We start from the raw sequence: 22,146 nt of genomic DNA, 5'->3' as shown, positions 1-22,146 counted from the left end.
CAATATTTTTTTGTTTAATTAGAGGCACAAAATTAATAAAATTTTTTTGTCCGTTCCATACTTTAAAACTATAGGTTTCAAGGACTTACGAATATGAAGAAGGGGTCGTCTTCAAAGTGGTATTTTTTATTATTTTTCTCTCTGGCACTAGGCCTAGGAGGGTTTACCTATTGGAAACATACTTGGTTTACTCATATTGATCACAGCCTCGAAAACGTCAACCAACACTACAAGGTGGGCATGGATTTAAACACCACCTTCCAAAACCTTACTCTTCCCAACCTACTGGATGAGCATGTTCCAACAAGCAAAAAAGAATTTTTTAGCTACACACAAGAACAGATCGAAAGTTTTAAGCACACATTTGAAACACTCGTTCACTTTGAAGATAAAAAACTTGAAAAACCACTAACAAGCCTGGAACAAACCTTCAATTCTTACCATCCCTACTTACTGGAACTGGCTTATTACAAAAAAACGGGAGATGACAAAAACGAAACAGATCCAGAAGAAATAGAGCGATTAAATAAATTATCTAACAAAGTTCTTGGCCTAGAAAAAAACCTGCGCGAAGGAATAAGCGCCATTATAGACATTATTGAAAAAGAACAGCACGAAACAGCCGAAAGCGCTCTTGAACACAATAATCTAACAAAAAAATACGATCTCCTATGGAGCCTTTCTTTTGGCATTATCTTTTTAGCCATACCTATCATCCTGCATAAAAAACTTTTTAATCCACTTCTTAATCTTCAAAGCATTTCAAACAACATTAAACAGGGCAAATGGTCGGAAAAATATAAAAAAGCTACCGGACTTAACGAAATCAAATTCATACAACAATCGCTCATCGATACAGGTGAAAAACTTTTGGAAGGGGAATCACAAGGAAATATTGTAAATTTTTTAAATAATCAGGTACTCGCAAATTCGGTTATCTTAAGACGAGATTTGCGCATTAGCCAAATTGGAACAAAGGCTGCCAAATTACTTGGTTATACTCCGGAAGAACTTCAATCCAAACCTATCACTACCATCTTAAGAACAACCAACCCCGAAATTTTGGAACAGGCTCATAACTATGAAAAAGGGAATGAAATTCAATGTGAGCTAGTAAGAAAAACAGGACAAACCTATCCATGGATTATAGAACCATACACCTACAAAGAAAACGACAAGCTTAAGTATGTATACCTAGTTCTTAAACCACCCAAAGCCCTGCCTAAAAATGAATCTGAGCTCAAATACATGAAAGCCATTGAAAAACTAAACGCATCTAATGTGCGCTTTAGAAATGAAAATGAAAAAATGCAAAAAAAATTACTGGAAATGGAAAATATGAACGGAAAAGAGCTGCCACTGGTGGAAATGAACAGGGCTGTTACTAAATGGTTAGAACATTTTTTAGCAACCTGCGGACAAATTATTACAGCCCGCACCCGGTTTGACATTACTACCGGTGATGAATTGCTGAATATCGATTCCTTCAACTTGGCATTAAGCCATGCTGCAAGTGATATTTTAGACAGATCGTCTCACCAATCACTCCATATTGAAACTTGCTATATTACCATTGAACCCAACAGTAAAAATAATCTTGCCGGCGATTACAAAGTTATCATGATCTCAAACTCAATGACTAATTTTGAACTAACTAAGGGAACGCTTAAGGCCGTAAATGCAAAATGGGCTCAAAACTTTGCCCATTCTCAAACTAATGCAGCCGTTTACTCAAACGGTAATCCTAACAATATGATTTATGTCTTTTACTTTCAAACCGAACAGCACACTTCAGAAATGGAAAGCGCAGAACTAATACACTAAGAAATAAGATCTGAATAAATCCCAAATAAAATTTAAGCAAACAACCTCAAGTTATTACGCTGGAGGCGTTTCTTCTTTAGGAGCTTCGGGCACAGATTCGGAAGAAGGCTCAGGAGAAGCAACTGTAGATAAATTGCTTGCATTAAGAGGAGACGTGGCGCCAAAGCAAACATTTACTTTTGCATCATTTGTAATGGATAAACTCATTTCATTGAGCAAAGCCAAAAACTCGTTAGAACATTGATGCGAAATTGCCTTGGTCATCACATTCTTTTTAATTTCGGTAAAAAGAATATCAATCCATTCACGCGACACCTTAAACATGTGAACGGGAAAAACAGTTGTGGACGATTCTTCAAATTGATCCTGCATATTAACCTCGTTATAGTATTACCCCAATGTTTGTTATGCTTTAAGAGTAACAAAATAGAATACTCATATCAACATTTAACTTATTGATTAATATGACAAATATATGACGATTGGGTGTTTTTTTACCCTTATTCTGGTAATACTTGCGTTAAATGCTGTGTTTTGAGCTGCCCACTAGAACCCGATAATTTCAAAACATCATGTTTAACACGGCAAATCTGATCGTTTTTACAATAAAACAAGACTCCTTTATAACGATTGGGCGGCAATTCCACCTTACTTGTACCTTGTAAATATCCTTTAAAACCACCACTCACTGTAAGCACTACTTTTTTACCCTCCAAATCGGTAGGAATAGCAATGCCACCCAACATATCCATCTTAAAGGTTGCATCTTTTATTCCTTGAGGCAGCGTATACGAGTAACCATACGATGTAACGGCAGTAAACAATTGTTTCAAACTAACCAAGTGCCATTCAATAGGAACGCGCATTTCACCCACATTGCCCACTTCAAATAGAGAAGCACGCCAGGCACGGGTATCAATACCAATTACCATAAAATCAAGCACCATGTTATAGGACGTACTTTTTGTAACATCGCCGAAATGCGATTCATACCACAAGTAAAGCTTACCGTTTTGCGGCGTAGGAGCATCTAACCCAATCGCAACATTTAATTCGTGAGGACTTAACCCTGTGGGAGGCCCCTCAAGCTCAATCCCTTGCAACAATACATAGTAACGAATATCCGGATTGTTTTCCCAATCGCCAAAAATCTGATCAAACTTTGTTAGATCCAATACTGCCAACTCTCCTCTTTTATGCCCCGCTAGTGACGACATACTTTTTTTGCCGGTCAACACCTTAAAGGTGGTGTCGTCGTAAATCACTGCCTGAGATAAAACATTAGCATCATACAGTGAAGGCAGGGCTTCCGGTTTTTTGAGAATAAGTTTTAAATCGTTAAAAAGACTAATTTTACTGGTGATGGTGGCCACAAAATTTTGTATCACCATAAATACAGGATCAAACCTTGAAAAATTGGAGCGATCAATATTTTCGGTAGAGGCAATAGAAGTCTCTAACCACTGCAACTTAAACCCCGGGGGCGTATCACTTTCCCAATCAAAAATGGTGCCTCCCCAAATAATATTGCCCGCCGAATAGGAATATTTTTTAGCAGGCAAAGCAGCCGGAGAAACAAGCTCTTTTTGAGCTAGAGGTTCTCCTGTTTTTTCAGAAATTTTTTCAGCAGACTTTTCCTCGGTTTTAGTCAAAGAGCTTTGGGGTGTTTTTTGGGCCGGCAATGCATCAGACTCTTTAGCCGGTACTGTAGGGGAATGATCTTCTGCCTGAGCTGCAAAAAAAGAACAAGTTAAACAAGCTACAACACAAAATCCCTTAAAAAAAGTACGCATGATCTAGTTTTCAAAAGGAGCCGATGAAGTATCGGCGGGCATAAATCCTATTTCCTTAAATAATTTTTCAAATGCTTCCTGCTTTTGAGAAAGCGACATATTGGGAAATTCTTTTACCAAAACATCCATTTGCTGAATAAGCTTTTGCTTCTGGCTTTGAGGAAGCGGGGCTTCTTTAATAACCTCGCGTATCTGAGATTCGTAAAAACTTGCTAAGTGCCGGTTTACATATTGCCCTGCAAAATAACCGGCAACGCTTATCCCTCCGGCAATAATCATAAGCATAAACACCATCCCCAAAAAACAACCACAGGTAAAAGGGAAACAACCTGATGACTTTTTAACAGGAACAGGAGCGTACATGGGCTGAGCCGACATTTGGGGAGAATCCATGGGGCTAAAATGTAAAGGAAAGGCTGATCTTCGTCAACAACGCTTTATCATCTTTATTTCCTACCAAATAACAATCTTGGTTTTCACAACTCATGGCATGAATATATATATTTTCCTTTTTACCTTCCCATGCTTGATATTTTTGTGTTGTGCCAAACTTTATTAAAAGAGGCGCGCCCTCTTTTTCTCCCGCCGCTACCCAGTGATTATCCACAACACTTAAAGCATGCCCATTAGAGCCCGCATCAAAAAGAAAAGGGGCTTCTAGCAATTGACCTTGTTCATGCCATTTTACGAAAAAAAGGCGAAGTCCATGAGTAACGGAAGTATAACCTGTTACCACTACTTCGTCCTTTAACGTCATCACGGCGGCGGCATAGTCGGGGCCGTCACCTAAATGAGTAGTAAAAAACCCATCTGGCTTTCCTATAACCGTAAACCGGGCCACCATCATATCAATATCCCCTTGTGGGTTTAAAAAACTACCAGAAGCAAGCAAACGGCCATGATCATCTATCGTTAATCCAAAAAAACGATCGTTGGCAGAGCGGTTTAAAAAAACAAAGCCCTCATCTCCAAAACTCTTATCGATATTTCCTTTTATATTCATGGCACCCACAAAAGCCTTGGCACCCGCTGGCTGTTGCGAAAAACCGCTAAAATAGAGGCGCCCCTCTTGACTCTGGGCCAAATAATGAATTTCATCCTCTCCGCCCAAGTTAAACACCCACTGATTTTGTAACTGGCCATCCGAGGCAAAATATAAAATTAACAGATCACGAGCGCCCCTTTTTCCCATTGTACCTGCGGCTATAAATGACCCATCGTGGTGTACAATCAACCCGTATATCCGAGCAGGTAAATTAAGTTTAACCACACCTTTTTTCCCAAAGGAAAAATCCGTTTCTCCAGTTTTATTAAAACGCTTAAATGCCAAAACAGATCGGGCTGTGGCATTGGCTGTAACCCCCACCACCACACGCCCCTTGCCATCAATCCCAACAGCCTCACCCCTATCCTGGCCGGCAGAAACTGAGAAAGTGTTGAACACAGTAGACTCATCAGCCCAAGCACACACAGAACAAGCAAGAAAAAAAAGAATGAAAAAATTACGAAGCATAATGCTCCCGCCATTTTTCAAACATAAGAAGACTAAAAAGAACCTTCCTATTATTTTTTTTACCCTGCAAATGTTCTTGTACTAGCCTAGTAATAGCGTGCGGGTTAAAAATACCGGCCTTATCAATTTTTTGAGGATTTAAAACATCTAGCATAGTTTCTTTAAGCTCGTACTTAAGCCAACGGGCAATGGGAATTCCAAAACCTTTTTTAGGCCGATACACAATTTGACTTGGCAAAAATTTTTGCACTGTTTTTTTAAGGATATATTTTGTGGCTTGGCCTTTAGATTTAAGAGTATAGGGAAGTTGCGATACAAAATTTACCAGTTTAATATCTAAAAATGGCGCGCGCACTTCAAGAGAATGTGCCATAGAAGCACGATCAGTTTTTACCAAAATATCATCGGTTAAATAAAATTTTTGATAAAAATACAGCATCTGGTCGGCTACATTGTGGCTTTTACAAGCCTTGAGGGCTTCGGCAATAATATTTAAGGGGCCTACCTGGGCTAATTGCGTTTGCGCTAAAAAAGATGGTGTAAAAAATGTTTTCATTTCATTTTCGTTTAATGCTCCCAGCCAAACCTGATTACGCAACACCGGAGGATAAGAGGCTCCGTATAAAAACTGTTTTATCTTAAACTCAAAACTCATATCTTTATCAGACACAGGAAGTAAATTTATAGCCTTTTGTATGCCTGTTTTTATAATTTGAGGAAATTTTTGAAAACGCGTTGCCATAAGACCCGCATAAAATGTGGGATAGCCGGCAAAAATCTCATCACTGCCGTCACCACCCAAAGCTACCGTCACATATTGACGCGTAAAGCGCGATAATAAATAAGTGGGAATAATAGAATAATCGGCAAAAGGCTCATCCATAAAAGCCGCTATCTCGGGTAAAATGGCAATCATGGTTTGCGGATCCAAAACCTGCGCATGATGATCGGTAGAAAATGTTTTGGCAACAAGGTCGGAATGTGAAGACTCATCAAAAGATTTTTCATTAAAATTAATAGAAAATGTTTTAATATCACGCCCCGAACGGTGGCGCGCCATAAGCGCCACAAGAGACGACGAATCAACTCCACCCGATAAAAAAACACCCAAAGGAACATCGCTTATCATGCGTCTCTCGGTGGCACTGTCGAGCAAAGCATCAATTTTTGAAACAGCCTCGTCTTCGCTTATATCTAGTTTTTGATCGCAAAGAGGGATGTCCCAATACCGCTGAATGTCAATTTTATCGCAAGAAGCTGTTAAATAATGGGCGTGCGGTAATTTACGGATACTCTTAAAAATAGAGAGAGGTGCCGGCACATATTCGTACTGAAAATAGTGCGCCACGGCTTGCGGATCAATTTCTTTTGAAACAAAGGGATGACTTAAAAGCGCCTTAATTTCGGAAGCAAACACCAAACAAGCTGCGTTTTTAAAATAATACAGAGGTTTTTTTCCAAAACGATCGCGGGCAATAAATAATTTTTGATCACTATTATCCCACACGGCAAAACTAAACATGCCGTTTAAATCTTCCAAACACTTTTCTTTTTTAAGCGCGTATAAATAAAGCAGAACCTCGGTATCGGAATGCGTTTTAAAAACTACACCTTCCCTTTCAAGCTTAAGCTTAATGTCGTTAAAATTATATATCTCACCGTTAAAAACAAGAGTGTAACGCCCATCCGGGGTTGTCATGGGCTGTACTCCACCCGCCAAATCAATAATGGAAAGCCTTCTGTGCCCAAGCCCGATATTATTGCTTAAATAATAACCTTCATTATCAGGCCCTCTATGCGTTAATTTTCGGTTAATATTTTGCAAAATCTCCCGACTTACGGGAGTAGGACTAAAATGGAAAATGCCGGATATGCCGCACATGACAATCAGTACCTTCTACAAAAATGCCTAATGATGAAAATTTACTTTATCCTGAATAATGTAAATGGTTTTTCCCTGCGATTCGTGATAGGTGCGCATAAGCAACTCGGCAATAAGCCCCATCATAATAGAAATTATCCCCACAAGAGATAAAAACACGCACAAAAGTAACAACGGATTTTTGTGGGCATACACACCTAAAAAGAATTTTTCGTACAACACAAAGGCAGCTAGTAAAAAGGCAACGGTATTAAGCGTAAAGCCAAAACCACCAAAAAGATAAAGCGGCTTGGTAGCAAACGAGCCCAAAAATTTTACCGTCATTAAATCAAGCATCACTTTAAAAACACGTGACAGGCCATATTTGGAATAACCCTTGGTACGCGGCAGGTGATTGACCGGAACTTCGGTAATTTTGGCACCAGCTAACTTGGCATAAGCCGGAATAAACCGATGCATTTCACCGTAAAGATTGAATTGATCGATGTAACGCGCATCATAAGCTTTCAGTGTACACCCGTAATCTTTGAGATGCACACGAGTTACTTTAGAAATCATCCAATTAGCAAACCATGAAGGCAACTTGCGTGTTATAAAGGTGTCTTTTCTGTCACGCCGCCAACCACTAACTACTCCATACCCCTCTTTCATTTTTTCGAGAAGTTTTGGGATATCACGCGGGTCGTTCTGATTATCGGCATCAAGCGTAATATAAACTTTACCCCGTGCTTCTCTAAAACCAGCTGCCATGGCAGCCGTCTGACCAAAATTACGGGTAAAACGAATAAGCTTTAAATGGGAATCTTTAGCAGCAACAGCACTGATAAGCTCAAAACTACTATCGGTAGAACCGTCATCCACCAATATAATTTCGTAGGAAAGTCCCATATGAGGAACAACGGCATTTACATTGTTGTACAAATCGACAATATTTTCTTCTTCATTAAAAAAAGGAACAATAATCGAGATGTCATAAAGTTTTTCGGACATTTTTTTAACCTAGCAAAACCTTTTTTGCTTTGCTAGAAGTTTAAACAAATGAATATTCTTATTACAGGAGCGGCTGGCTTCATTGGCTCTCATCTATCCGAAGCGCTTCTTAAGGCCAAACACAGGGTTTTAGGGATCGATAATTTTAATACTTTTTATGACCCGGCCCTTAAACGTCAGAACCTGGCAGACATCCAAAAAACAGCCGAGCAAAACGGAGCTTATTTTCAGTGTTATAGCGGCGATATCAACGATACCGACATGCTCGACACTATTTTTAGCACCGAAAAAATTGATGCGGTAGTCCATTTAGCCGCCATGGCAGGCGTGCGCCCTTCTATTCAGGATCCTGTGCTCTATGAAAAAGTAAATTGCCTAGGCACACTTCAACTGATTGAAGCTGTAAAAAAACATGGAGTTAAAAACTTTGTTTTTGGCTCCTCTTCTTCGGTTTATGGCCTTAACACCAAAGTACCTTTCAGCGAAGACGACCCCATTAACCTTACGTTTTCACCCTATGCTTATACAAAACGTGCCAATGAATTATGCTTGTATACCTATCATAAGCTCTACAACATCAATACAGCCTGCCTCCGTTTTTTTACCGTGTATGGCCCACGTCAACGTCCCGATTTAGCCATCCGCAAGTTCACCGATTTGTTATACACTGGTAAGCCCATCCCCATTTTTGGAGACGGGAGTTTTAAACGAGACTTTACCTATGTAGACGATATTATTGATGGCGTGGTAAAAAGTATGGATTGGTGTTTAAATCAAAAAACTCCAGCTTACGATATTTTTAACCTGGGCGAATCGGCCACCACCAGCGTACTGGAATTAATTGATTTAATTGAACAAACATCGGGCAAAAAATTTGTAAAAGAATTTCATCCGGCACAACCGGGCGATGTACCTATTACCTTTGCCGATATCTCTAAAAGCAAAAAAATTCTGGGCTATAATCCTCAAACCCCCATAAAAAGGGGTATAGAGAAATTTATTAAATGGTATGAAACCAAATAAAATTTTTTATTTTATTCTTCTCATCTTCTGTTGCCTATCACTGGCAACCGCCTCTGTAGCTTGGGCTAAAAAGAAAGATAAAGAGGCTCAAGCTTCTGAAAAATCGGCAAATACAGATGCTGAGACAAAACAGGAAAAACCAAAAAAAACTAAAAAGAAAAATACCGAAGAAGCCCTACCTCCGGCACCAGAACCTTTAGCTGCCCCTCCTATAGCTGTAGCCCCGCCTCCCGAACCGGTTAAAAAGAATTTGGGATTCCTCTTTCTCTATCCCGATGGCGAGGGAACACCGGAGGAAGCTCAACCCATTTTGGATGCTCTTTTTGAATTTTTAAAAGAAAAAACAGGTTTAATAATTGAGGGGCATTATGTAACCGACCAAGCCAAGGCTTTGGAAGAATCCAAAACCGCCGATATGGCCGTTGTGAGCTTGGGGTTTTATGCAGCCAATAAAAAAATTGTTCTTATGGAAGTAGCACTGGAAACACAACTTAAAGGCACACCCAACCCGGCAGCCTATACTTTAGTGGGAAACAAAGAAGATAAAACCGAAACAATAAAAACCGTATATACTTCGGCTTTTATACCACCGTCCCTCCTTAAAATTATGCTTCCAGACACAAATACCAAAAGGGAAACCACCCATGAAAGTATTGCTCTTCTTAAAAAATTAGCTACAGCTCCTGGAAGCGGTGCTTTTTTAATGGATCCGTTTGAATATAACGCTTATTCCAAACTCAATCTTTCGTGGAAAGAAAATTTAAAAAATATCACCGTTACCAAAGCCTTTCCACAAGCGCCGTTTGTATTTTTAAAACCGCTTGTAGGTAAACGTGAGAAAATAGTGCAGGCCTTACAAGCTTTATCGCTAGATCCTAAGGGAGTAGATATTTTAAGCAGTTTACGATTACAAGGATTTGTAACTACCAATGCAGAACAGTATAAGAAAATTTTAGTAACAGACACTACCGAGCCGCAACCCACGCCCCAATAAGGCCCGCTTTATCACCCAATTTTGCTTGTTTAATTACCACACCCTCGGCTGTTTTTTGATAAAGTCTCTTCTTTAATTCCTGCATCACATGCGGCATAAATAACGCGGAAGATTTAATAATACCACCGCCAAGCACAATATTTTGAATACCCGTAATATTAATAATAGAACTGAGCCCCATCCCCAAATAATAACCAAACTGTCCAAACAAATCGCGTGCCAGCACATTACCCTGGCTAGCCAGCACCGATAAATTTTTCACAATTTCAGAAGGGCCATCGCGCAACAATGCTTGCAAAGCATGGGCATGCGGATGTTCATAATCGAGAGCTGCTTCTTCAACCATGCGTATAAGTCCACTTCCGGAGGCATACGTTTCTAAACATCCTTGCCCGCCACAACCGCATAAAGGGCCTTCCGGATTAATTACCAAATGCCCAAACTCTCCTGCAAAACCCTGAGTACCCTGAAACACTTTATTGTTAATCATGATGGCCCCACCAATACCCGTCCCTAAGGTTAATAACAAAAAGGTATCCCAATTTTTGGCAGCCCCAACAATACGCTCGCCATAGGCAATCATATGGGCATCGTTATCGATAATAATTTTCTTTTTGGTCTTGGCTTTTAATTTTTGAACCAGTTTAAAATTCTGCCACTGAGGATAATGAGGCGACGCATACACCATGCCTTTTTTAGGAGAAACAATTCCCGGAATTCCCATGCTTAAAACAGGGATCTTCTTTTTAACTTTTTCTTCAAGTTGGCGTACCATCCCCGCTAAAAAATCAACAGTGTCCTCCATGCCCCTCTCGCGCGGGGTAATTTCTTTAAATGAAAAAAGGAGTTTTTTCCCTTTAACCACACCAGCTCGCGTATGGGTACCACCAACATCAAAAACGCCTATAAGTGACATGGATGTGATACTAGTGCATTTTCTCCTATGTCCCTAATGATTTTTGACTTAGTATAGTCCCCTCATGCATACTTTTTTTTCCACACACGAAGTCAATGCCGGCACCCTTGAGCTCGATAAAACTAGTCTCCACCATTTAGAAAAAGTACTGCGCATTAAAAATGGCGAGAAAATTAAAATTGCTACACCTGCGGGTAAACTTTACCTTGTTACTTATCACAACAAAATTTTTACAATTGCGGAAGAGCTCACCCCTCCGCCAGCCCCCTTACCCTATCATCTTTATATGGGCCTTTTAAAAGGTGAGATGTGTGAATGGGTGCTAGAAAAGGCCGTAGAACTCAATGCCACGTCCCTCACCTGGGTAATTTCAAAAAATACTGTTGCCCGTGAGATAAAACCCAATAAATGGGAGAGGCTTTTAAACTTAGCGAGTGAGTCTCAAAAGCAATGCGGCAGGCTTCAGCCCCTTAAAATAAACGCTCCCCAAGTACTTGAAAAACTTGTAAACTTATCCACTGAGGGAGTAAATATTGTTTTAAACGAAACCGAAACGGGGCTTTCACTGGAACAAGCCTTAAATGAAAATAAGCCCCCCTACCACTTATGGATAGGCCCCGAAGGGGGATGGGATAAAACCGAGCTCCTCTTGATGAAAACCCAAGGTTTTATTTCGACTCAGGCCGGAGGATTAATGCTGCGGGCCGAAACTTGCGCCATGTATGCAGCAAGTCTTGCACAAGGAAAATTGACATGAAAATAGCCATCACGCTCGATATCACTAAACCTCATACCAAATACTTATGGGTATCGTACACTCTGCATTTGGGTGCAGACTTAGATGAAAAATTAATTTTAAATTTCCCTACATGGTCGCCCGGCAGTTATCTAATACGCGAGTATCAAAGCGCCGTTGATCAGTTATCGGTAGTTAACGAACAGGGAAAAAGTTTGCCCCACTCTAAAATAAATAAATCGCAATGGGAAATTGTACTTAAAAAATCTAAAACCATAAAACTAAACTACCGCGTATACGCCAACGATTTAAACGTTCGCGGAGTATATGCCGATCATGAAATGGTTTTTGCTCATTTGGTAGCGGCCCTGTTTTACCCAGACGGAAAACTATCGACGCCTGTTACACTAACCGTTAAAACTCCACCACATTGGAAAGTAGCCATTGGCAAAAGCGGCAAAAACACTTGCTCGTTTGAGCATTTTGACGAAGTTTACGATACACCACTTCTTGCCTCTCCACATTTGGTGTTTGAAAAATTTTCAATTCCGGGCACCAAATACACTCTCGCTTTTTTTGGAAACTTTTGCGGAAAAACCAAACAAATTGCCGAAGATGTTAAAAAAATTGTGATTGTGCAGAAAAAGATTTTTGGCGAAAACCCCTGCCCGCATTATTTGTTTCAAATTTTATCTATTAAAGACAGTTATGGCGGACTCGAGCACTCCTTTTCGTCTACCAATATTTACGATGGCTCTCGTATTGACGATAATAAAGAATATAAACGTCTGTTAGGGCTCCTGTCGCACGAACATTTTCATTTATGGAATGTAAAGCGTATACGCCCGCGCAGCCTTGGCCCTTTTGATTACATGCGCGAAAATTATACGCACGATTTATGGATTGCCGAGGGCATTACCAGTTTTTATGACGATCACACCATGTTACGCGCGGGATTACTAACCCCCAAAGAATATTTTGAAATTTTGGCCGATAATTTAACGCGCCTTCTCTCTAACAAAGCAAGCCAAACTCATTCATTATCAGACTCCAGCTTTGACGCCTGGATTAAATATTACCGCCCCAACGAAAATACTCATAACACAGTAGTGAGTTACTATATAAAAGGCAGTTTTATTGGGCTTATGCTTGATACTTTATTGCTTAAAAAATCGGGAGGCAAAAAATCTTTGGATGATGTAATGCGCGAACTTTACAAATTGTACAAAAAGCGTCCATCCTTAGGCTTTACCCGTGAAGAATTTATTGAAAGTCTGCATAAATTAAAAGTGGTGAACATCAACAATTTTTTAAAAAATTACGTGGATGGTACCACTGCTATCAATTGGCAAAAAATATTTGCCGACATTGGCGTAAAATTATTACCCAAAAAAGAAGGCTCCAAATATTACCTGGGCTTGCTTACCGAAAATATAGGCAACTTACTGGGTATACGCATTATCCAAGAAGACTCTCCGGCTTATAACAGTCCTTTGCAGGCTAAAGACATTTTAATTGGTATTAACGGGCAATTCATTCAAAATGCCGATCAAATAGACAAACATTTAAGCAAAAACAGTGCGCGTGTTTTATTTGCACGCCGCGATAAATTGCACGAAGCTGTCATTTCGTTAGACAATCGTAAAAATTTTCCGTCAAAACTAGAAATTTCTACAACAATGAGTCCTGCTATTAAAAAGGCCTATAAGGCTTTTATGCGCTTATGAACCTACCCTATGTTATTGCCCATCGCGGTGCCTCGGGAGAAGCTCCCGAAAACACCATGAAGGCGTTTGAAATTGCCGTTCACCAACAGGCCGACGGTGTGGAAATGGATGTTTTTTTAACAGCCGATAAAAAAGTAGTGATTACCCACGATGAACATACCGAAAGATTAACAGGTATTAAAAAAGAAGTAAGACGCTCTACCTATAACGAACTAAGAGAACTTGATTTTGGTGAAGGAGAAAAAATACCTTTATTAGATGATTTTTTGGGGACTTTTAAAAACAGATTTCAGGTAATCAATATCGAAATTAAATCTACCGGTTTTTTTACCGATGGTATTGAAGACTCTCTTATTCATTTAATAGATAAACACGCTGTATGGGATCAAGTTTACGTCTCTTCATTTAATCCTTTTAATTTGTACCGCATGGAGCGCAAAGCCCCTCGCTTAAAAACAGGATATCTGGTTTCGCCTATGGATTTTTGGAACAAACGTTCCTTTTTTATCAGGTTAAGCCACGCTAAAAGTATTAATTTAGACCATGCCTGGTGTAACGAAAAACGCCTTGATAAATACCGGAAATTCGGCAAGGACATATGGCTATGGACAGTAAACCGTGAAAAAGCCATGGTAGACTGGTTAAATATGGATGTAGCGGCCATTATTACCAATTATCCGGCACGGCTAAAAGCCCTGCGCGATAATCCGGCCTTAAGAAAAAGTATTTTATGAAAGCAAATAAAGTAAATAACGATTTTGGTTTAGAAGAAATTACCATGCTTGAAAAACGCGACAATATCATCAAACCTGTGCCGTCGCCGGATATAAAAAATATAGATTTTGAAGATGAAACCACTTATTTGGAACCCGAAGCAAGTAATAGAACCTGGTTTCAAAAGTTTAAAGAGTGGTTAGGAAATAAAAAATAACTTAGAAAGCCAGCCATGTCAGGACATTCGAAGTGGTCTACCATTAAACGTAAAAAAGGTGCTGCCGACGCCAAGCGCGGCGCTATTTTTGGAAAAATGATTAAAGAAATTACCGTGGCAGCCCGCATGGGCGGCGGTGATATTGGTGGCAACCCGCGCCTGCGCCGCTCGGTAGAGAAAGCCCGCGCCATTAGCGTACCAAACGACAACATTGAACGCGCCATCAAAAAAGGCACCGGCGAGCTTGAAGGTGTTAACTACGAAGAAATCACCTACGAAGGCTATGGCCCCTCGGGTGTAGCCGTACTTGTGGCTTGCCTTACCGATAACAAAGTACGCACGGTAGCCGAAGTGCGCAACATTTTTTCCAAAAAGGGCGGCAACATGGGCGATAGTGGCTGTGTGGGCTGGATGTTTGGGAAAAAGGGTATTTTTATTTATGACAAAGGAAATTTAACCGAGGATGCGCTCATGGAAGCCGCTTTGGATGCCGGCGCCGAAGATATTAAAGACACAGGTGATAACTTTGAAGTAACCTGCGACCCTACCCAGTTTGAAGCGGTTCTTAAAAATTTGGAAGATAAAAAACTAAAACCAGCCTCTGCCGAAATAGCTATGTTGCCACAAAATACCGTAAATATTGCCGAAAAAGAAACCGCTCAAAAAATTCTGGCTTTAATTGAGGCGCTAGAAGACAATGAAGACGTTCAAAACGTGTACGCTAATTTTGATATTCCGGCAGAAATTTTAAATTCCATTGCATAGTGAACGCATGGTGTGCCATGCCTTTAAATAAGCATGATTATACTAGGCATCGATCCAGGAAGCCGCATCACAGGCTATGGGCTTATAGAAAAAACGCCCAATAAATCGCTGCATGTAGAATGCGGTGTTATTTATTGTGCCAATCTACAAACGTTGCCCGAAAAATTGGCCACTATTTACGATGGTGTAGAACGCCTCATTCTTAAATTTAAACCCCAAGCCCTTTCTATTGAAACCGCCTTTTACGCCAAAAACGTAGCCAGCACATTAAAGCTGGGGCATGCTCGTGGCGTGGTATTGGCGCTGGCTTATAAAATGGGGCTCCAAATTTTTGAATATGCCCCGCGTTCTATTAAACAAACAGTAACCGGTTACGGCGGAGCCAGTAAAGAGCAGGTTCAAAAAATGGTAAAGACACTCTTGGGTTTGCCCGAAATAGCCGAGGAAAATGCAAGCGATGCACTGGCTGCAGCTTTGTGCCATGCGCAAACCAATCAGTTAGTGGATATTTTAAAACAAAAGCTTAAAACTCCTGGAGTCAACCTGGCTAAGGCCGGGGTCCATCTTTAGGAGACTGGATACCGGCCTCCGCCGGTATGACTGGATATTTTTTAGTACTTTTTATGATTGCTCAACTTACAGGAATATTAAAAAACATTACCGAAGATGGCTGTTTGGTAGATGTAAACGGCGTGGGATATGAAGTATTTGTTTCTAAAAACTCCGTTCCCCTCCTTACGCAAAAAACTGGCCCAGTCACATTGTATATTTATACACATATGAATGAGGGCAGCATTTCTCTTTTTGGTTTTATTTCCGGTTCCGACAAAACTCTTTTTAAAAAACTAATTTCGGTGTCGGGCATTGGCCCCAAAATGGGTTTGCAGCTCCTCTCCGGCATGAGCACATCCGATCTCATCATGGCCATCACCACCGAGAATGTTGCAAAGCTAACAACCATTAGTGGTATTGGTAAAAAAACGGCCGAACGCTTGATTGTAGAGTTAAAAGACAAGCTCATGTCTTTAGCAGATGATAAAACAGCTTTAAGCTTAGTAACTAACGCTACTAGCCGTGGGGGCGCCTACGACGAAGTAGTATCGGCATTAATGAATTTAGGCTATAACCGTCAAACAGCCGAAAGAGTTATGGGTCAGGTACCGGTAACAGCCGAAAGCCGTGTAGAAGATTTACTAAAAAAATCACTCACAGTATTGGCGCAAAACGCGGGATTATAAAAGACGATGGAACGCTCCAACAATAATTTAGCCGGAATACCCGTAGAAGACGACCGACGCTTTGATGTGAGCCTGCGCCCTAAAAATTTAAGCGAGTATATTGGCCAGACCAAACTAAAAGAAAAATTATCGGTATTTATTACGGCTTCTCAAAAAAGGGGTGAGGCACTCGATCATTGTCTTTTTTGCGGACCTCCAGGTTTGGGCAAAACTTCTCTGGCCAATATTATTGCACACGAAATGAACGCGCCGCTTAAATCTACATCGGGCCCGGTGATAGAACGTTCGGGCGATTTAGCAGCCTTGCTTACCAATTTGGAACCTGGTTCTGTACTGTTTATCGACGAAATTCATCGCTTAAACCCTATTGTAGAAGAAGTGCTGTATCCGGCCATGGAAGATTTTACGCTCGATATTGTGATTGGTCAGGGGCCTTCAGCAAAATCTATTAAGCTGGATCTCCCCCGTTTTACTTTAGTAGGGGCCACAACGCGTGCCGGCCTCCTTACCTCACCACTCCGCGATCGTTTTGGCATTGTGGAACGTTTAGATTTTTATGAAGCCGCCGATTTAAATCAAATTATTACCCGTTCGGCCTCAATTTTAGGGGTATCCATAGAAGAAACTGGCGCCATGGAAATTGCCAAACGCTCGCGTGGTACTCCCCGTATTGCCAACCGTTTATTACGCCGCGTGCGTGATTACGCCGAGGTAAAAAACAAAGGCGTTATTAGCCTCAACATTGCTCAATACGCTCTTGAACAATTAGAAGTAGATGCCATGGGCTTTGATGCTATGGATCGTAAATTTTTAAGAGCGTTAATAGATAAATTTGGCGGCGGGCCGGCAGGCATTGAAGCCATTGCCGCCAGCATTAATGAAGAAAAAGAAACTTTGGAAGATGTTTACGAACCATTTCTTATTCAACAAGGTTTTATTAACCGTACCCCCCGTGGCCGCACCGCCACGCCTCGTGCTTTTGAATATTTAGGATTTAAACCGCCCGCAAAAAGTACCAATCAAGATTCTTTATTTTAAAAAAAGCTTCCAAGAAATAGACATTTTTTACTTACACGTCATTTTTCTATTTAAAAATTTTCTAAAAGAAAATATGATAGAGGGTTCCAAATACGGAAGCGTTGTATTTTTATGCACTTAGTAGAGAAAAAAGATTTCAATCTTATTTTTTATATTCTCGCCTCAGTTATTTTTGTGGTGTTTCTTATCTTTTTGCTATCGGGCGAAAAAGGACTCATTCATTTGCATGCGCTTGGAAAAATAAAAAGGAATTTAGAAAACCAAAACCACACCGCTTTGCAGGAAAATTTAAGTTTGCGTTATCAGGTAAAAAGCCTCTACGAGTCTGACGCTGTAGAACATTTGGCCAAAGAAACCTTAGGTCTCATCAATGCGGATGAGGTTGTGTATATTATTAAGTAATTTATTCTTTATTCACGTGTGCTTCGTCACGTGTGCTTCGTCACACGTACTTCGGCAATTTTAGCACCCAATAATTCTTCGGCTTTTTTAAGGATGGGATTAGAGAGCGCTTTCTTTTTAAGCGCGTCTTCCTTTTCTTTTTGGGTAGTTTCGCGCACATCCCGCGCCGAAGGAGGGGCATCAATAGTCCCTGCAATGGGTTTAAGAGTAAAAGTGATGGTCTTTTTATAGTTCGTTTTTATAAAATCTTCTATTTGTGCCTTTTTGGATTCTAGCATTTTAAGATAAACCGAGTTTTCAAAACCCACGTCAATTTTCTCGGCATCCACCGCCAATGGACGTGCATGTTCTAGCATAGCGCCTAGTGACGGCACTTTTTTAATAATTTCGGCTACAAATTCATTCCACACAAAAGTACGGGGTGAGCTTTGTTGAGCTGCTTGCTGCGTTGGAGCAACGTTTTGCGCTTTTGGCTGAGAGACAGGCGGTGTAAAACGCGAAGGAGTAGATGTAGCAGCACCGGGAACACTGGGCATAACAGGGGTGCTTGCCACCATTTTCTGAGAAAGCTCGGCAATCGACATAAGATCACGCGCATGCATCATTTTAATCAGTGTGGTTTCAAATAAAAGACGAGGAAAATCGGAACGGGCTAATTCTTCAACCCCTTTTCCTAAAATCTGAAACTGGGTTAAGAAAAAGAACGTATCGTAATCTTGCGAGAGCTTTTTTAAGTTATCAATTTCGTCCTGGGGCAAATCCACATACTTCTCCCCTCCTTCGCGGATAACAGCCAAGTGACGGAAGAGTTCCAGCAAATTTTCACCCAAGATTTTGAGATCAAAACCTTTGTCATAAATTTTATTCACAATATCGAGGACGATATTAATCTCTTTTTTAAGCAGGCCATCGAGGAGATTGAGAAGAATTACACGGTCGGCCAAACCCAGCATATCACGGATTTTATCAGGGCTTGCATTGCTGCCGCAAAAACTCACCACTTGATCCATCAGCGATAAGCTATCACGCACCGATCCTTCGGACGCCCTTGCGATAAGAAAAAGAGATTCTTCAGGTAAGGTAATTTTTTCGGCAGTTAAAATCTTTTTAAGGTGACCCACCAGCACCGGATAAGCCACGCGTTTATAATCGAAGCGCTGACAGCGCGATAAAATGGTGACGGGAATCTTATGCGGCTCGGTTGTAGCAAAAAAGAACAAAAGATGAGCCGGCGGTTCTTCCAAAATTTTGAGAAGCGCATTAAACGCATTGGTAGAGAGCATGTGCACTTCATCGATGATATAAATTTTGTATTTTCCGGTAGAGGGCAGATATTTTGCCTGTTCACGCAATTCACGCACATCATCCACACCGGTATTGGAGGCTCCGTCGATTTCCAAAACATCCATGGAAATGGATTTGGTAATTTCCTCACAACTTTTACATGTACCACAAGGGGTAATAGTAGGTCCTTTTTCGCAATTAAGAGATTTGGCAAAAATACGCGCCATGGAGGTTTTCCCCACTCCACGAGCCCCGCAGAAAAGATAGGCATGATGCAGGCGATCGTGTTCAATAGCATTACGAAGAGTGGTGACAACGGGGTCTTGGCCGATCACTTCGGTAAAATTTTGAGGACGGTATTTGCGGGCAAAGACTTGGTAGCTCATAGTTGCTGTCATCCTGAGCGTACACCACAAGGGTGCCACTTCGAGGGCGAAGGATCTCCTTCGAAACACTTTGTGTATGCATAAAGCACTTGAACGAAGTTCAAGTACAATTAATTTGTAAGTTTCTATCTCCGCCTTACAGGCGAATCTATAAACTAACAAATTAATGCAGCCAGGCTGATCCGCGGCACAGGGTTAGAATCCTACCGTTGCTTCCTTCCGGACCTGGCGGGGTTTAGAAACTTGTTCCTTGCACGGGGCCCGGCTGCCCTTAAAGGCCTACTCAACTTTGTGGGGTAATTCAAGGGAGAAGAATGGGGGAAACAAAGGCTATTTAATCGACTGCAACAAAGCGTATTCCCCTTCCACAAAAGGCTTCACCCACTCATTCACCAAACGGTTGATGGGTTTTTTACGGGCTTTAGCAACAGCGTGCATCTTCCTCAAAATATCTTCCGGAAATCTTACACTGGTGGGGCCATTAAAGTTAATCGTGTGATCCGCCTCTTCCCACTGCGCATCATCTTTCATTTCTTTTTCTAACTGCTTTAATTGTTTGGCTGTATATTTCTTTTTCATATTTTTTAAAACGCCGTGTGCACCCAAATCCATCCGGGCTTTTCATCATCCCAACTGTAACAAATTTTTAACAACCTCCCACTCAACGCGCGCCCTTCAACCATGTAATCGGCGCTTCTCTTTTTTTTATTTTTTCGCGGCCATAAAACTCCAGATTTAAAAACAGAAATCACTTCGGCCTCAGTAACACCATGCTTAATAAACATATGCTCCCAATTCCCATCAATACCCACTACGGTTTTACCCTGCAAAAGAGCCATAAAAAGTATTACAAATTAAATATTAAAATTCAATAAAAATAAGTATTTATGTAAAAATAATGAATACAAAAAGCACACAGTCAGGTGTACAAGATAAAGCAAGGAGTATGCCATTTTGTAAGTAGTTGAAATTTAAAGAATGGATTTCAAAAGGAGTCTCACGACAGTCTCAAAATCGGACTCTTGAGTCTCAGCTATGAACATTGTAGGACCACACCATGAACGAAGAAGCCTTTGAAGGCACCCTAGTTTTAGAGAGACTCGCCGAGATTGATAAAGTAGATGACTTTTTTGAAGCCATTGATGCGGATGATTTTGAGAAAGCTAAAAGGCTAATGCAAAAAGCTGGCGTTGATGCGGAAACGATTGCGATCGTCTTAAAGAAAATGCAAGAAGCTAACGGGGAGCACTGATACTTACTTCAAAAAGTGAAGTTTCTCAAAAATAAACACACCCACAAATAAAACTGCCGTAGAAATTCCCATCGAGAGGATAAAAGGCACTTTGGCCTTAAACAAATAAATAGCCGCTACAAAAAAGATGAGGCTGGGAATTACCCATATGAGCACGTCGCGCGTGTACGATTCCAGCAGGGCTAAATCTTTTGTTTCTACGTAAATCCAAATAAGGGATAAAAAAGTCATAAGAGGCAGCGCCGTAAGAAGCGCAGCCCATTTAGGGAAAGTTTTAGCAAGAGTACTGGTTAAAGCAATCAAAACCCCCGATAACGCCGCTTTAAAAATAAAAAAGAAAAACGATTGCGTTGTCATTTTATCCCTCTTTCCGTTTAAGTTTTACACTTAATGTTTTTACCAATTCACAACACACAGCCCCTGCCTTATCAATACCCTGCACATTAAATACCGGATGCGATTTGCCAGTTTCGTCTAAATCACTTTTAATTTTTGCCAGCATCTCATCAGTCACTTCAAAGTTAAAGGTAATATCTGTTGTAGCCGGTTTTGTATAATTGATGGTGGTGGCTTTATCCCAAATAATATGATTTTTTTCGCCCAAAATAAAAAGCAGCATCAGCATAAATTGCGGGTCACTGGCGGCATAAAGAGTACCTCCAAAGATGGTGCCCACATAGTTTTGATTAAGAAAACTTCTTTTCACCACAACTGTCATTTTTTTCCAGTCATTGGCAATAAAGGTGGTTTTAATGCGACCGAATAGATAAACGGGAAACCAGTTAAAAACTCTTTTAGCTCTTTGTGGAGTTAGTTTTATTTTGCGATAAAAGCTCATGGTTATACGAAGCTACCCATTTAACCCCTTCTATACAACTCAAAAAACCATATGGTAGCGCTTGCCTTTAGTTTAAAAGAAAGTTAAGAGCCCTGTTGCCCCAGCAAGTTGCATGGAGCATTTTTTTTGATTATTAGATTTTTAAATTAAGGTAAAAAAAATACCTTAATCTGTAAACGCTCCGTGCGCTGATAGCGCCCGGATCATTAACATAGATAAGGCCGGGTGCCCCTTTCGCGAAGCGAAAGAACTATAATAGACGGCGCACTCTTTGCGACTTAAATTGGTGGTTTGCTAGAAGCATTTTTTTTGATTATTAGATTTTTAAATTAAGGTAAAAAAAATACCTTAATCTGTAAATGCTCCGTGCGCTGATAGCGCCCGGATCATTAACATATTAAGGGGAGAGGTGGCCGAGTGGTTTAAGGCGCACGCCTGGAACGCGTGTGTACGGGAAACTGTACCGAGGGTTCGAATCCCTCCTTCTCCGCAGTACCCTAAATGGTCCGGGTTTTTAAAAAATTTTGCGGCTTGCGCCGCCCCCGGACCATTTAAGATTTTGTAAGAAAAAGGGCCAAAACTCTTGGAATTAAAAGAATTGCCCCCCAAAATAT

General features: G+C 40.7%; 25 protein-coding genes, 1 tRNA gene and 1 other RNA gene. 14 read left to right on the top strand and 13 right to left on the bottom strand.

Features of this window, described 5'->3' with window-relative positions:
• The first annotated feature begins 240 nt into the window (after nucleotides 1–240).
• Nucleotides 241–1,824 carry a PAS domain-containing protein gene (locus K1X76_03130; protein MBX7148053.1) on the top strand — a complete coding sequence of 528 codons (1,584 nt, stop codon included), beginning with the start codon at nucleotides 241–243 and terminating at the stop codon, nucleotides 1,822–1,824.
• Nucleotides 1,825–1,878: 54 nt separating this feature from the next.
• On the opposite strand, the gene K1X76_03125 is transcribed toward K1X76_03130, so the two are convergent.
• The 6 genes from K1X76_03125 to K1X76_03100 all read right to left on the bottom strand — a co-directional run bounded on the left by K1X76_03125 (nucleotide 1,879) and on the right by K1X76_03100 (nucleotide 8,002).
• Nucleotides 1,879–2,196, bottom strand: coding sequence for a hypothetical protein (locus tag K1X76_03125; protein ID MBX7148052.1), 318 nt, complete (start codon nucleotides 2,194–2,196; stop codon nucleotides 1,879–1,881).
• A gap of 128 nt (nucleotides 2,197–2,324) precedes the next feature.
• The gene (locus tag K1X76_03120) at nucleotides 2,325–3,617 is read right to left on the bottom strand and encodes a hypothetical protein (protein ID MBX7148051.1); all 1,293 of its coding nucleotides are present in this window, start codon (nucleotides 3,615–3,617) and stop codon (nucleotides 2,325–2,327) included.
• Between the two features lie 3 nt (nucleotides 3,618–3,620).
• A complete protein-coding gene (locus K1X76_03115; protein ID MBX7148050.1) occupies nucleotides 3,621–4,010 on the bottom strand; it encodes a hypothetical protein in 390 nt (129 codons plus the stop codon).
• A gap of 4 nt (nucleotides 4,011–4,014) precedes the next feature.
• Entirely contained in the window at nucleotides 4,015–5,130 is a 1,116-nt protein-coding gene (locus K1X76_03110; GenBank protein ID MBX7148049.1) for a hypothetical protein, read from the bottom strand.
• Entirely contained in the window at nucleotides 5,120–7,012 is a 1,893-nt protein-coding gene (gene asnB / locus K1X76_03105) for an asparagine synthase (glutamine-hydrolyzing) (GenBank protein MBX7148048.1), read from the bottom strand. Before asnB ends, K1X76_03110 begins: the two co-directional genes overlap by 11 nt.
• A 27-nt stretch (nucleotides 7,013–7,039) precedes the next feature.
• A complete protein-coding gene (locus tag K1X76_03100) occupies nucleotides 7,040–8,002 on the bottom strand; it encodes a glycosyltransferase family 2 protein (GenBank protein MBX7148047.1) in 963 nt (320 codons plus the stop codon).
• 48 nt (nucleotides 8,003–8,050) lie between these two features.
• On the opposite strand from K1X76_03100, the gene K1X76_03095 reads away from it, so the two are divergent.
• Both K1X76_03095 and K1X76_03090 read left to right on the top strand, forming a co-directional pair.
• Complete coding sequence (locus K1X76_03095) at nucleotides 8,051–9,025, top strand: GDP-mannose 4,6-dehydratase (GenBank protein MBX7148046.1); 975 nt, start codon at nucleotides 8,051–8,053, stop codon at nucleotides 9,023–9,025.
• On the top strand, nucleotides 9,012–10,019 hold the full coding sequence (locus tag K1X76_03090; protein MBX7148045.1) for a phosphate/phosphite/phosphonate ABC transporter substrate-binding protein: 1,008 nt from the start codon (nucleotides 9,012–9,014) through the stop codon (nucleotides 10,017–10,019). Before K1X76_03095 ends, K1X76_03090 begins: the two co-directional genes overlap by 14 nt.
• On the opposite strand, the gene K1X76_03085 is transcribed toward K1X76_03090, so the two are convergent.
• Nucleotides 9,991–10,935, bottom strand: coding sequence for an ROK family protein (locus K1X76_03085; protein ID MBX7148044.1), 945 nt, complete (start codon nucleotides 10,933–10,935; stop codon nucleotides 9,991–9,993). The two genes, K1X76_03090 and K1X76_03085, sit on opposite strands and share 29 nt — an antisense overlap.
• Nucleotides 10,936–10,999: 64 nt before the next feature.
• On the opposite strand from K1X76_03085, the gene K1X76_03080 reads away from it, so the two are divergent.
• From K1X76_03080 to K1X76_03040, 9 genes are all read left to right on the top strand, one after another.
• Nucleotides 11,000–11,692, top strand: a complete 693-nt coding sequence (locus K1X76_03080; GenBank protein ID MBX7148043.1) for a 16S rRNA (uracil(1498)-N(3))-methyltransferase — start codon at nucleotides 11,000–11,002, stop codon at nucleotides 11,690–11,692.
• Complete coding sequence (locus tag K1X76_03075) at nucleotides 11,689–13,398, top strand: hypothetical protein (GenBank protein MBX7148042.1); 1,710 nt, start codon at nucleotides 11,689–11,691, stop codon at nucleotides 13,396–13,398. Before K1X76_03080 ends, K1X76_03075 begins: the two co-directional genes overlap by 4 nt.
• Nucleotides 13,395–14,132 (top strand): hypothetical protein, encoded by a 738-nt coding sequence (locus K1X76_03070; GenBank protein MBX7148041.1) that lies wholly within the window; start codon nucleotides 13,395–13,397, stop codon nucleotides 14,130–14,132. Before K1X76_03075 ends, K1X76_03070 begins: the two co-directional genes overlap by 4 nt.
• Nucleotides 14,129–14,329, top strand: coding sequence for a hypothetical protein (locus K1X76_03065; protein MBX7148040.1), 201 nt, complete (start codon nucleotides 14,129–14,131; stop codon nucleotides 14,327–14,329). The genes K1X76_03070 and K1X76_03065 overlap by 4 nt, the downstream gene beginning before the upstream one ends.
• 15 nt (nucleotides 14,330–14,344) lie before the next feature.
• A complete protein-coding gene (locus tag K1X76_03060) occupies nucleotides 14,345–15,094 on the top strand; it encodes a YebC/PmpR family DNA-binding transcriptional regulator (protein ID MBX7148039.1) in 750 nt (249 codons plus the stop codon).
• A 33-nt stretch (nucleotides 15,095–15,127) separates the two neighbouring features.
• Complete coding sequence (gene ruvC, locus K1X76_03055) at nucleotides 15,128–15,664, top strand: crossover junction endodeoxyribonuclease RuvC (GenBank protein ID MBX7148038.1); 537 nt, start codon at nucleotides 15,128–15,130, stop codon at nucleotides 15,662–15,664.
• Between the two features lie 53 nt (nucleotides 15,665–15,717).
• The gene (gene ruvA, locus K1X76_03050; protein MBX7148037.1) at nucleotides 15,718–16,332 is read left to right on the top strand and encodes a Holliday junction branch migration protein RuvA; all 615 of its coding nucleotides are present in this window, start codon (nucleotides 15,718–15,720) and stop codon (nucleotides 16,330–16,332) included.
• A gap of 6 nt (nucleotides 16,333–16,338) precedes the next feature.
• Nucleotides 16,339–17,370, top strand: a complete 1,032-nt coding sequence (gene ruvB, locus K1X76_03045) for a Holliday junction branch migration DNA helicase RuvB (GenBank protein ID MBX7148036.1) — start codon at nucleotides 16,339–16,341, stop codon at nucleotides 17,368–17,370.
• Between the two features lie 111 nt (nucleotides 17,371–17,481).
• The gene (locus K1X76_03040) at nucleotides 17,482–17,772 is read left to right on the top strand and encodes a septum formation initiator family protein (protein MBX7148035.1); all 291 of its coding nucleotides are present in this window, start codon (nucleotides 17,482–17,484) and stop codon (nucleotides 17,770–17,772) included.
• A 26-nt stretch (nucleotides 17,773–17,798) separates the two neighbouring features.
• Here K1X76_03040 and dnaX read toward each other — a convergent pair whose 3' ends face one another.
• The 4 genes from dnaX to K1X76_03020 all read right to left on the bottom strand — a co-directional run bounded on the left by dnaX (nucleotide 17,799) and on the right by K1X76_03020 (nucleotide 20,281).
• The gene (gene dnaX, locus K1X76_03035; GenBank protein MBX7148034.1) at nucleotides 17,799–19,442 is read right to left on the bottom strand and encodes a DNA polymerase III subunit gamma/tau; all 1,644 of its coding nucleotides are present in this window, start codon (nucleotides 19,440–19,442) and stop codon (nucleotides 17,799–17,801) included.
• Nucleotides 19,443–19,609: 167 nt separating this feature from the next.
• Nucleotides 19,610–19,709, bottom strand: an RNA gene (ffs, locus tag K1X76_03030) — signal recognition particle sRNA small type.
• Between the two features lie 63 nt (nucleotides 19,710–19,772).
• A complete protein-coding gene (locus K1X76_03025) occupies nucleotides 19,773–20,021 on the bottom strand; it encodes a hypothetical protein (GenBank protein MBX7148033.1) in 249 nt (82 codons plus the stop codon).
• Nucleotides 20,022–20,026: 5 nt separating this feature from the next.
• A complete protein-coding gene (locus K1X76_03020) occupies nucleotides 20,027–20,281 on the bottom strand; it encodes a hypothetical protein (protein ID MBX7148032.1) in 255 nt (84 codons plus the stop codon).
• Between the two features lie 218 nt (nucleotides 20,282–20,499).
• Here K1X76_03020 and K1X76_03015 point away from each other — a divergent pair, with 218 nt between their 5' ends.
• On the top strand, nucleotides 20,500–20,694 hold the full coding sequence (locus K1X76_03015) for a hypothetical protein (GenBank protein ID MBX7148031.1): 195 nt from the start codon (nucleotides 20,500–20,502) through the stop codon (nucleotides 20,692–20,694).
• A 3-nt stretch (nucleotides 20,695–20,697) separates the two neighbouring features.
• Here the strand turns inward: K1X76_03015 and K1X76_03010 are convergent, their stop codons facing one another.
• Nucleotides 20,698–21,051, bottom strand: coding sequence for a DUF3147 family protein (locus tag K1X76_03010; protein ID MBX7148030.1), 354 nt, complete (start codon nucleotides 21,049–21,051; stop codon nucleotides 20,698–20,700).
• Nucleotide 21,052: 1 nt separating this feature from the next.
• The gene (locus tag K1X76_03005) at nucleotides 21,053–21,532 is read right to left on the bottom strand and encodes a DUF4442 domain-containing protein (GenBank protein ID MBX7148029.1); all 480 of its coding nucleotides are present in this window, start codon (nucleotides 21,530–21,532) and stop codon (nucleotides 21,053–21,055) included.
• Nucleotides 21,533–21,935: 403 nt separating this feature from the next.
• Here K1X76_03005 and K1X76_03000 point away from each other — a divergent pair.
• A tRNA-Ser gene (locus K1X76_03000) sits at nucleotides 21,936–22,022 on the top strand.
• Nucleotides 22,023–22,146: the final 124 nt, after the last annotated feature.

Source organism: bacterium, from assembly GCA_019695305.1.
In the GTDB taxonomy this organism is placed as follows: Bacteria; UBA10199; UBA10199; order UBA10199; family JAIBAG01; genus JAIBAG01.
This window is presented reverse-complemented; position numbering and strand designations above follow the sequence as displayed.

Excerpts from the sequence above, each read along its gene's own strand:
- K1X76_03010 (MBX7148030.1), bottom strand. The coding sequence starts at position 21,051 with ATGACAACGCAATCGTTTTTCTTTTTTATTTTTAAAGCGGCGTTATCG.
- K1X76_03130 (MBX7148053.1), top strand. The coding sequence starts at position 241 with ATGGATTTAAACACCACCTTCCAAAACCTTACTCTTCCCAACCTACTG.
- K1X76_03110 (MBX7148049.1), bottom strand. The coding sequence starts at position 5,130 with ATGCTTCGTAATTTTTTCATTCTTTTTTTTCTTGCTTGTTCTGTGTGT.
- K1X76_03065 (MBX7148040.1), top strand. The coding sequence starts at position 14,129 with ATGAAAGCAAATAAAGTAAATAACGATTTTGGTTTAGAAGAAATTACC.
- ruvA (MBX7148037.1), top strand. The coding sequence starts at position 15,718 with ATGATTGCTCAACTTACAGGAATATTAAAAAACATTACCGAAGATGGC.
- K1X76_03040 (MBX7148035.1), top strand. The coding sequence starts at position 17,482 with ATGCACTTAGTAGAGAAAAAAGATTTCAATCTTATTTTTTATATTCTC.
- K1X76_03085 (MBX7148044.1), bottom strand. The coding sequence starts at position 10,935 with ATGTCACTTATAGGCGTTTTTGATGTTGGTGGTACCCATACGCGAGCT.
- K1X76_03090 (MBX7148045.1), top strand. The coding sequence starts at position 9,012 with ATGAAACCAAATAAAATTTTTTATTTTATTCTTCTCATCTTCTGTTGC.
- K1X76_03005 (MBX7148029.1), bottom strand. The coding sequence starts at position 21,532 with ATGAGCTTTTATCGCAAAATAAAACTAACTCCACAAAGAGCTAAAAGA.
- K1X76_03075 (MBX7148042.1), top strand. The coding sequence starts at position 11,689 with ATGAAAATAGCCATCACGCTCGATATCACTAAACCTCATACCAAATAC.
- K1X76_03070 (MBX7148041.1), top strand. The coding sequence starts at position 13,395 with ATGAACCTACCCTATGTTATTGCCCATCGCGGTGCCTCGGGAGAAGCT.
- K1X76_03025 (MBX7148033.1), bottom strand. The coding sequence starts at position 20,021 with ATGAAAAAGAAATATACAGCCAAACAATTAAAGCAGTTAGAAAAAGAA.
- K1X76_03100 (MBX7148047.1), bottom strand. The coding sequence starts at position 8,002 with ATGTCCGAAAAACTTTATGACATCTCGATTATTGTTCCTTTTTTTAAT.
- dnaX (MBX7148034.1), bottom strand. The coding sequence starts at position 19,442 with ATGAGCTACCAAGTCTTTGCCCGCAAATACCGTCCTCAAAATTTTACC.
- ruvC (MBX7148038.1), top strand. The coding sequence starts at position 15,128 with ATGATTATACTAGGCATCGATCCAGGAAGCCGCATCACAGGCTATGGG.
- K1X76_03020 (MBX7148032.1), bottom strand. The coding sequence starts at position 20,281 with ATGGCTCTTTTGCAGGGTAAAACCGTAGTGGGTATTGATGGGAATTGG.
- K1X76_03125 (MBX7148052.1), bottom strand. The coding sequence starts at position 2,196 with ATGCAGGATCAATTTGAAGAATCGTCCACAACTGTTTTTCCCGTTCAC.
- K1X76_03060 (MBX7148039.1), top strand. The coding sequence starts at position 14,345 with ATGTCAGGACATTCGAAGTGGTCTACCATTAAACGTAAAAAAGGTGCT.
- K1X76_03015 (MBX7148031.1), top strand. The coding sequence starts at position 20,500 with ATGAACGAAGAAGCCTTTGAAGGCACCCTAGTTTTAGAGAGACTCGCC.
- asnB (MBX7148048.1), bottom strand. The coding sequence starts at position 7,012 with ATGTGCGGCATATCCGGCATTTTCCATTTTAGTCCTACTCCCGTAAGT.
- ruvB (MBX7148036.1), top strand. The coding sequence starts at position 16,339 with ATGGAACGCTCCAACAATAATTTAGCCGGAATACCCGTAGAAGACGAC.
- K1X76_03080 (MBX7148043.1), top strand. The coding sequence starts at position 11,000 with ATGCATACTTTTTTTTCCACACACGAAGTCAATGCCGGCACCCTTGAG.
- K1X76_03095 (MBX7148046.1), top strand. The coding sequence starts at position 8,051 with ATGAATATTCTTATTACAGGAGCGGCTGGCTTCATTGGCTCTCATCTA.
- K1X76_03115 (MBX7148050.1), bottom strand. The coding sequence starts at position 4,010 with ATGGATTCTCCCCAAATGTCGGCTCAGCCCATGTACGCTCCTGTTCCT.
- K1X76_03120 (MBX7148051.1), bottom strand. The coding sequence starts at position 3,617 with ATGCGTACTTTTTTTAAGGGATTTTGTGTTGTAGCTTGTTTAACTTGT.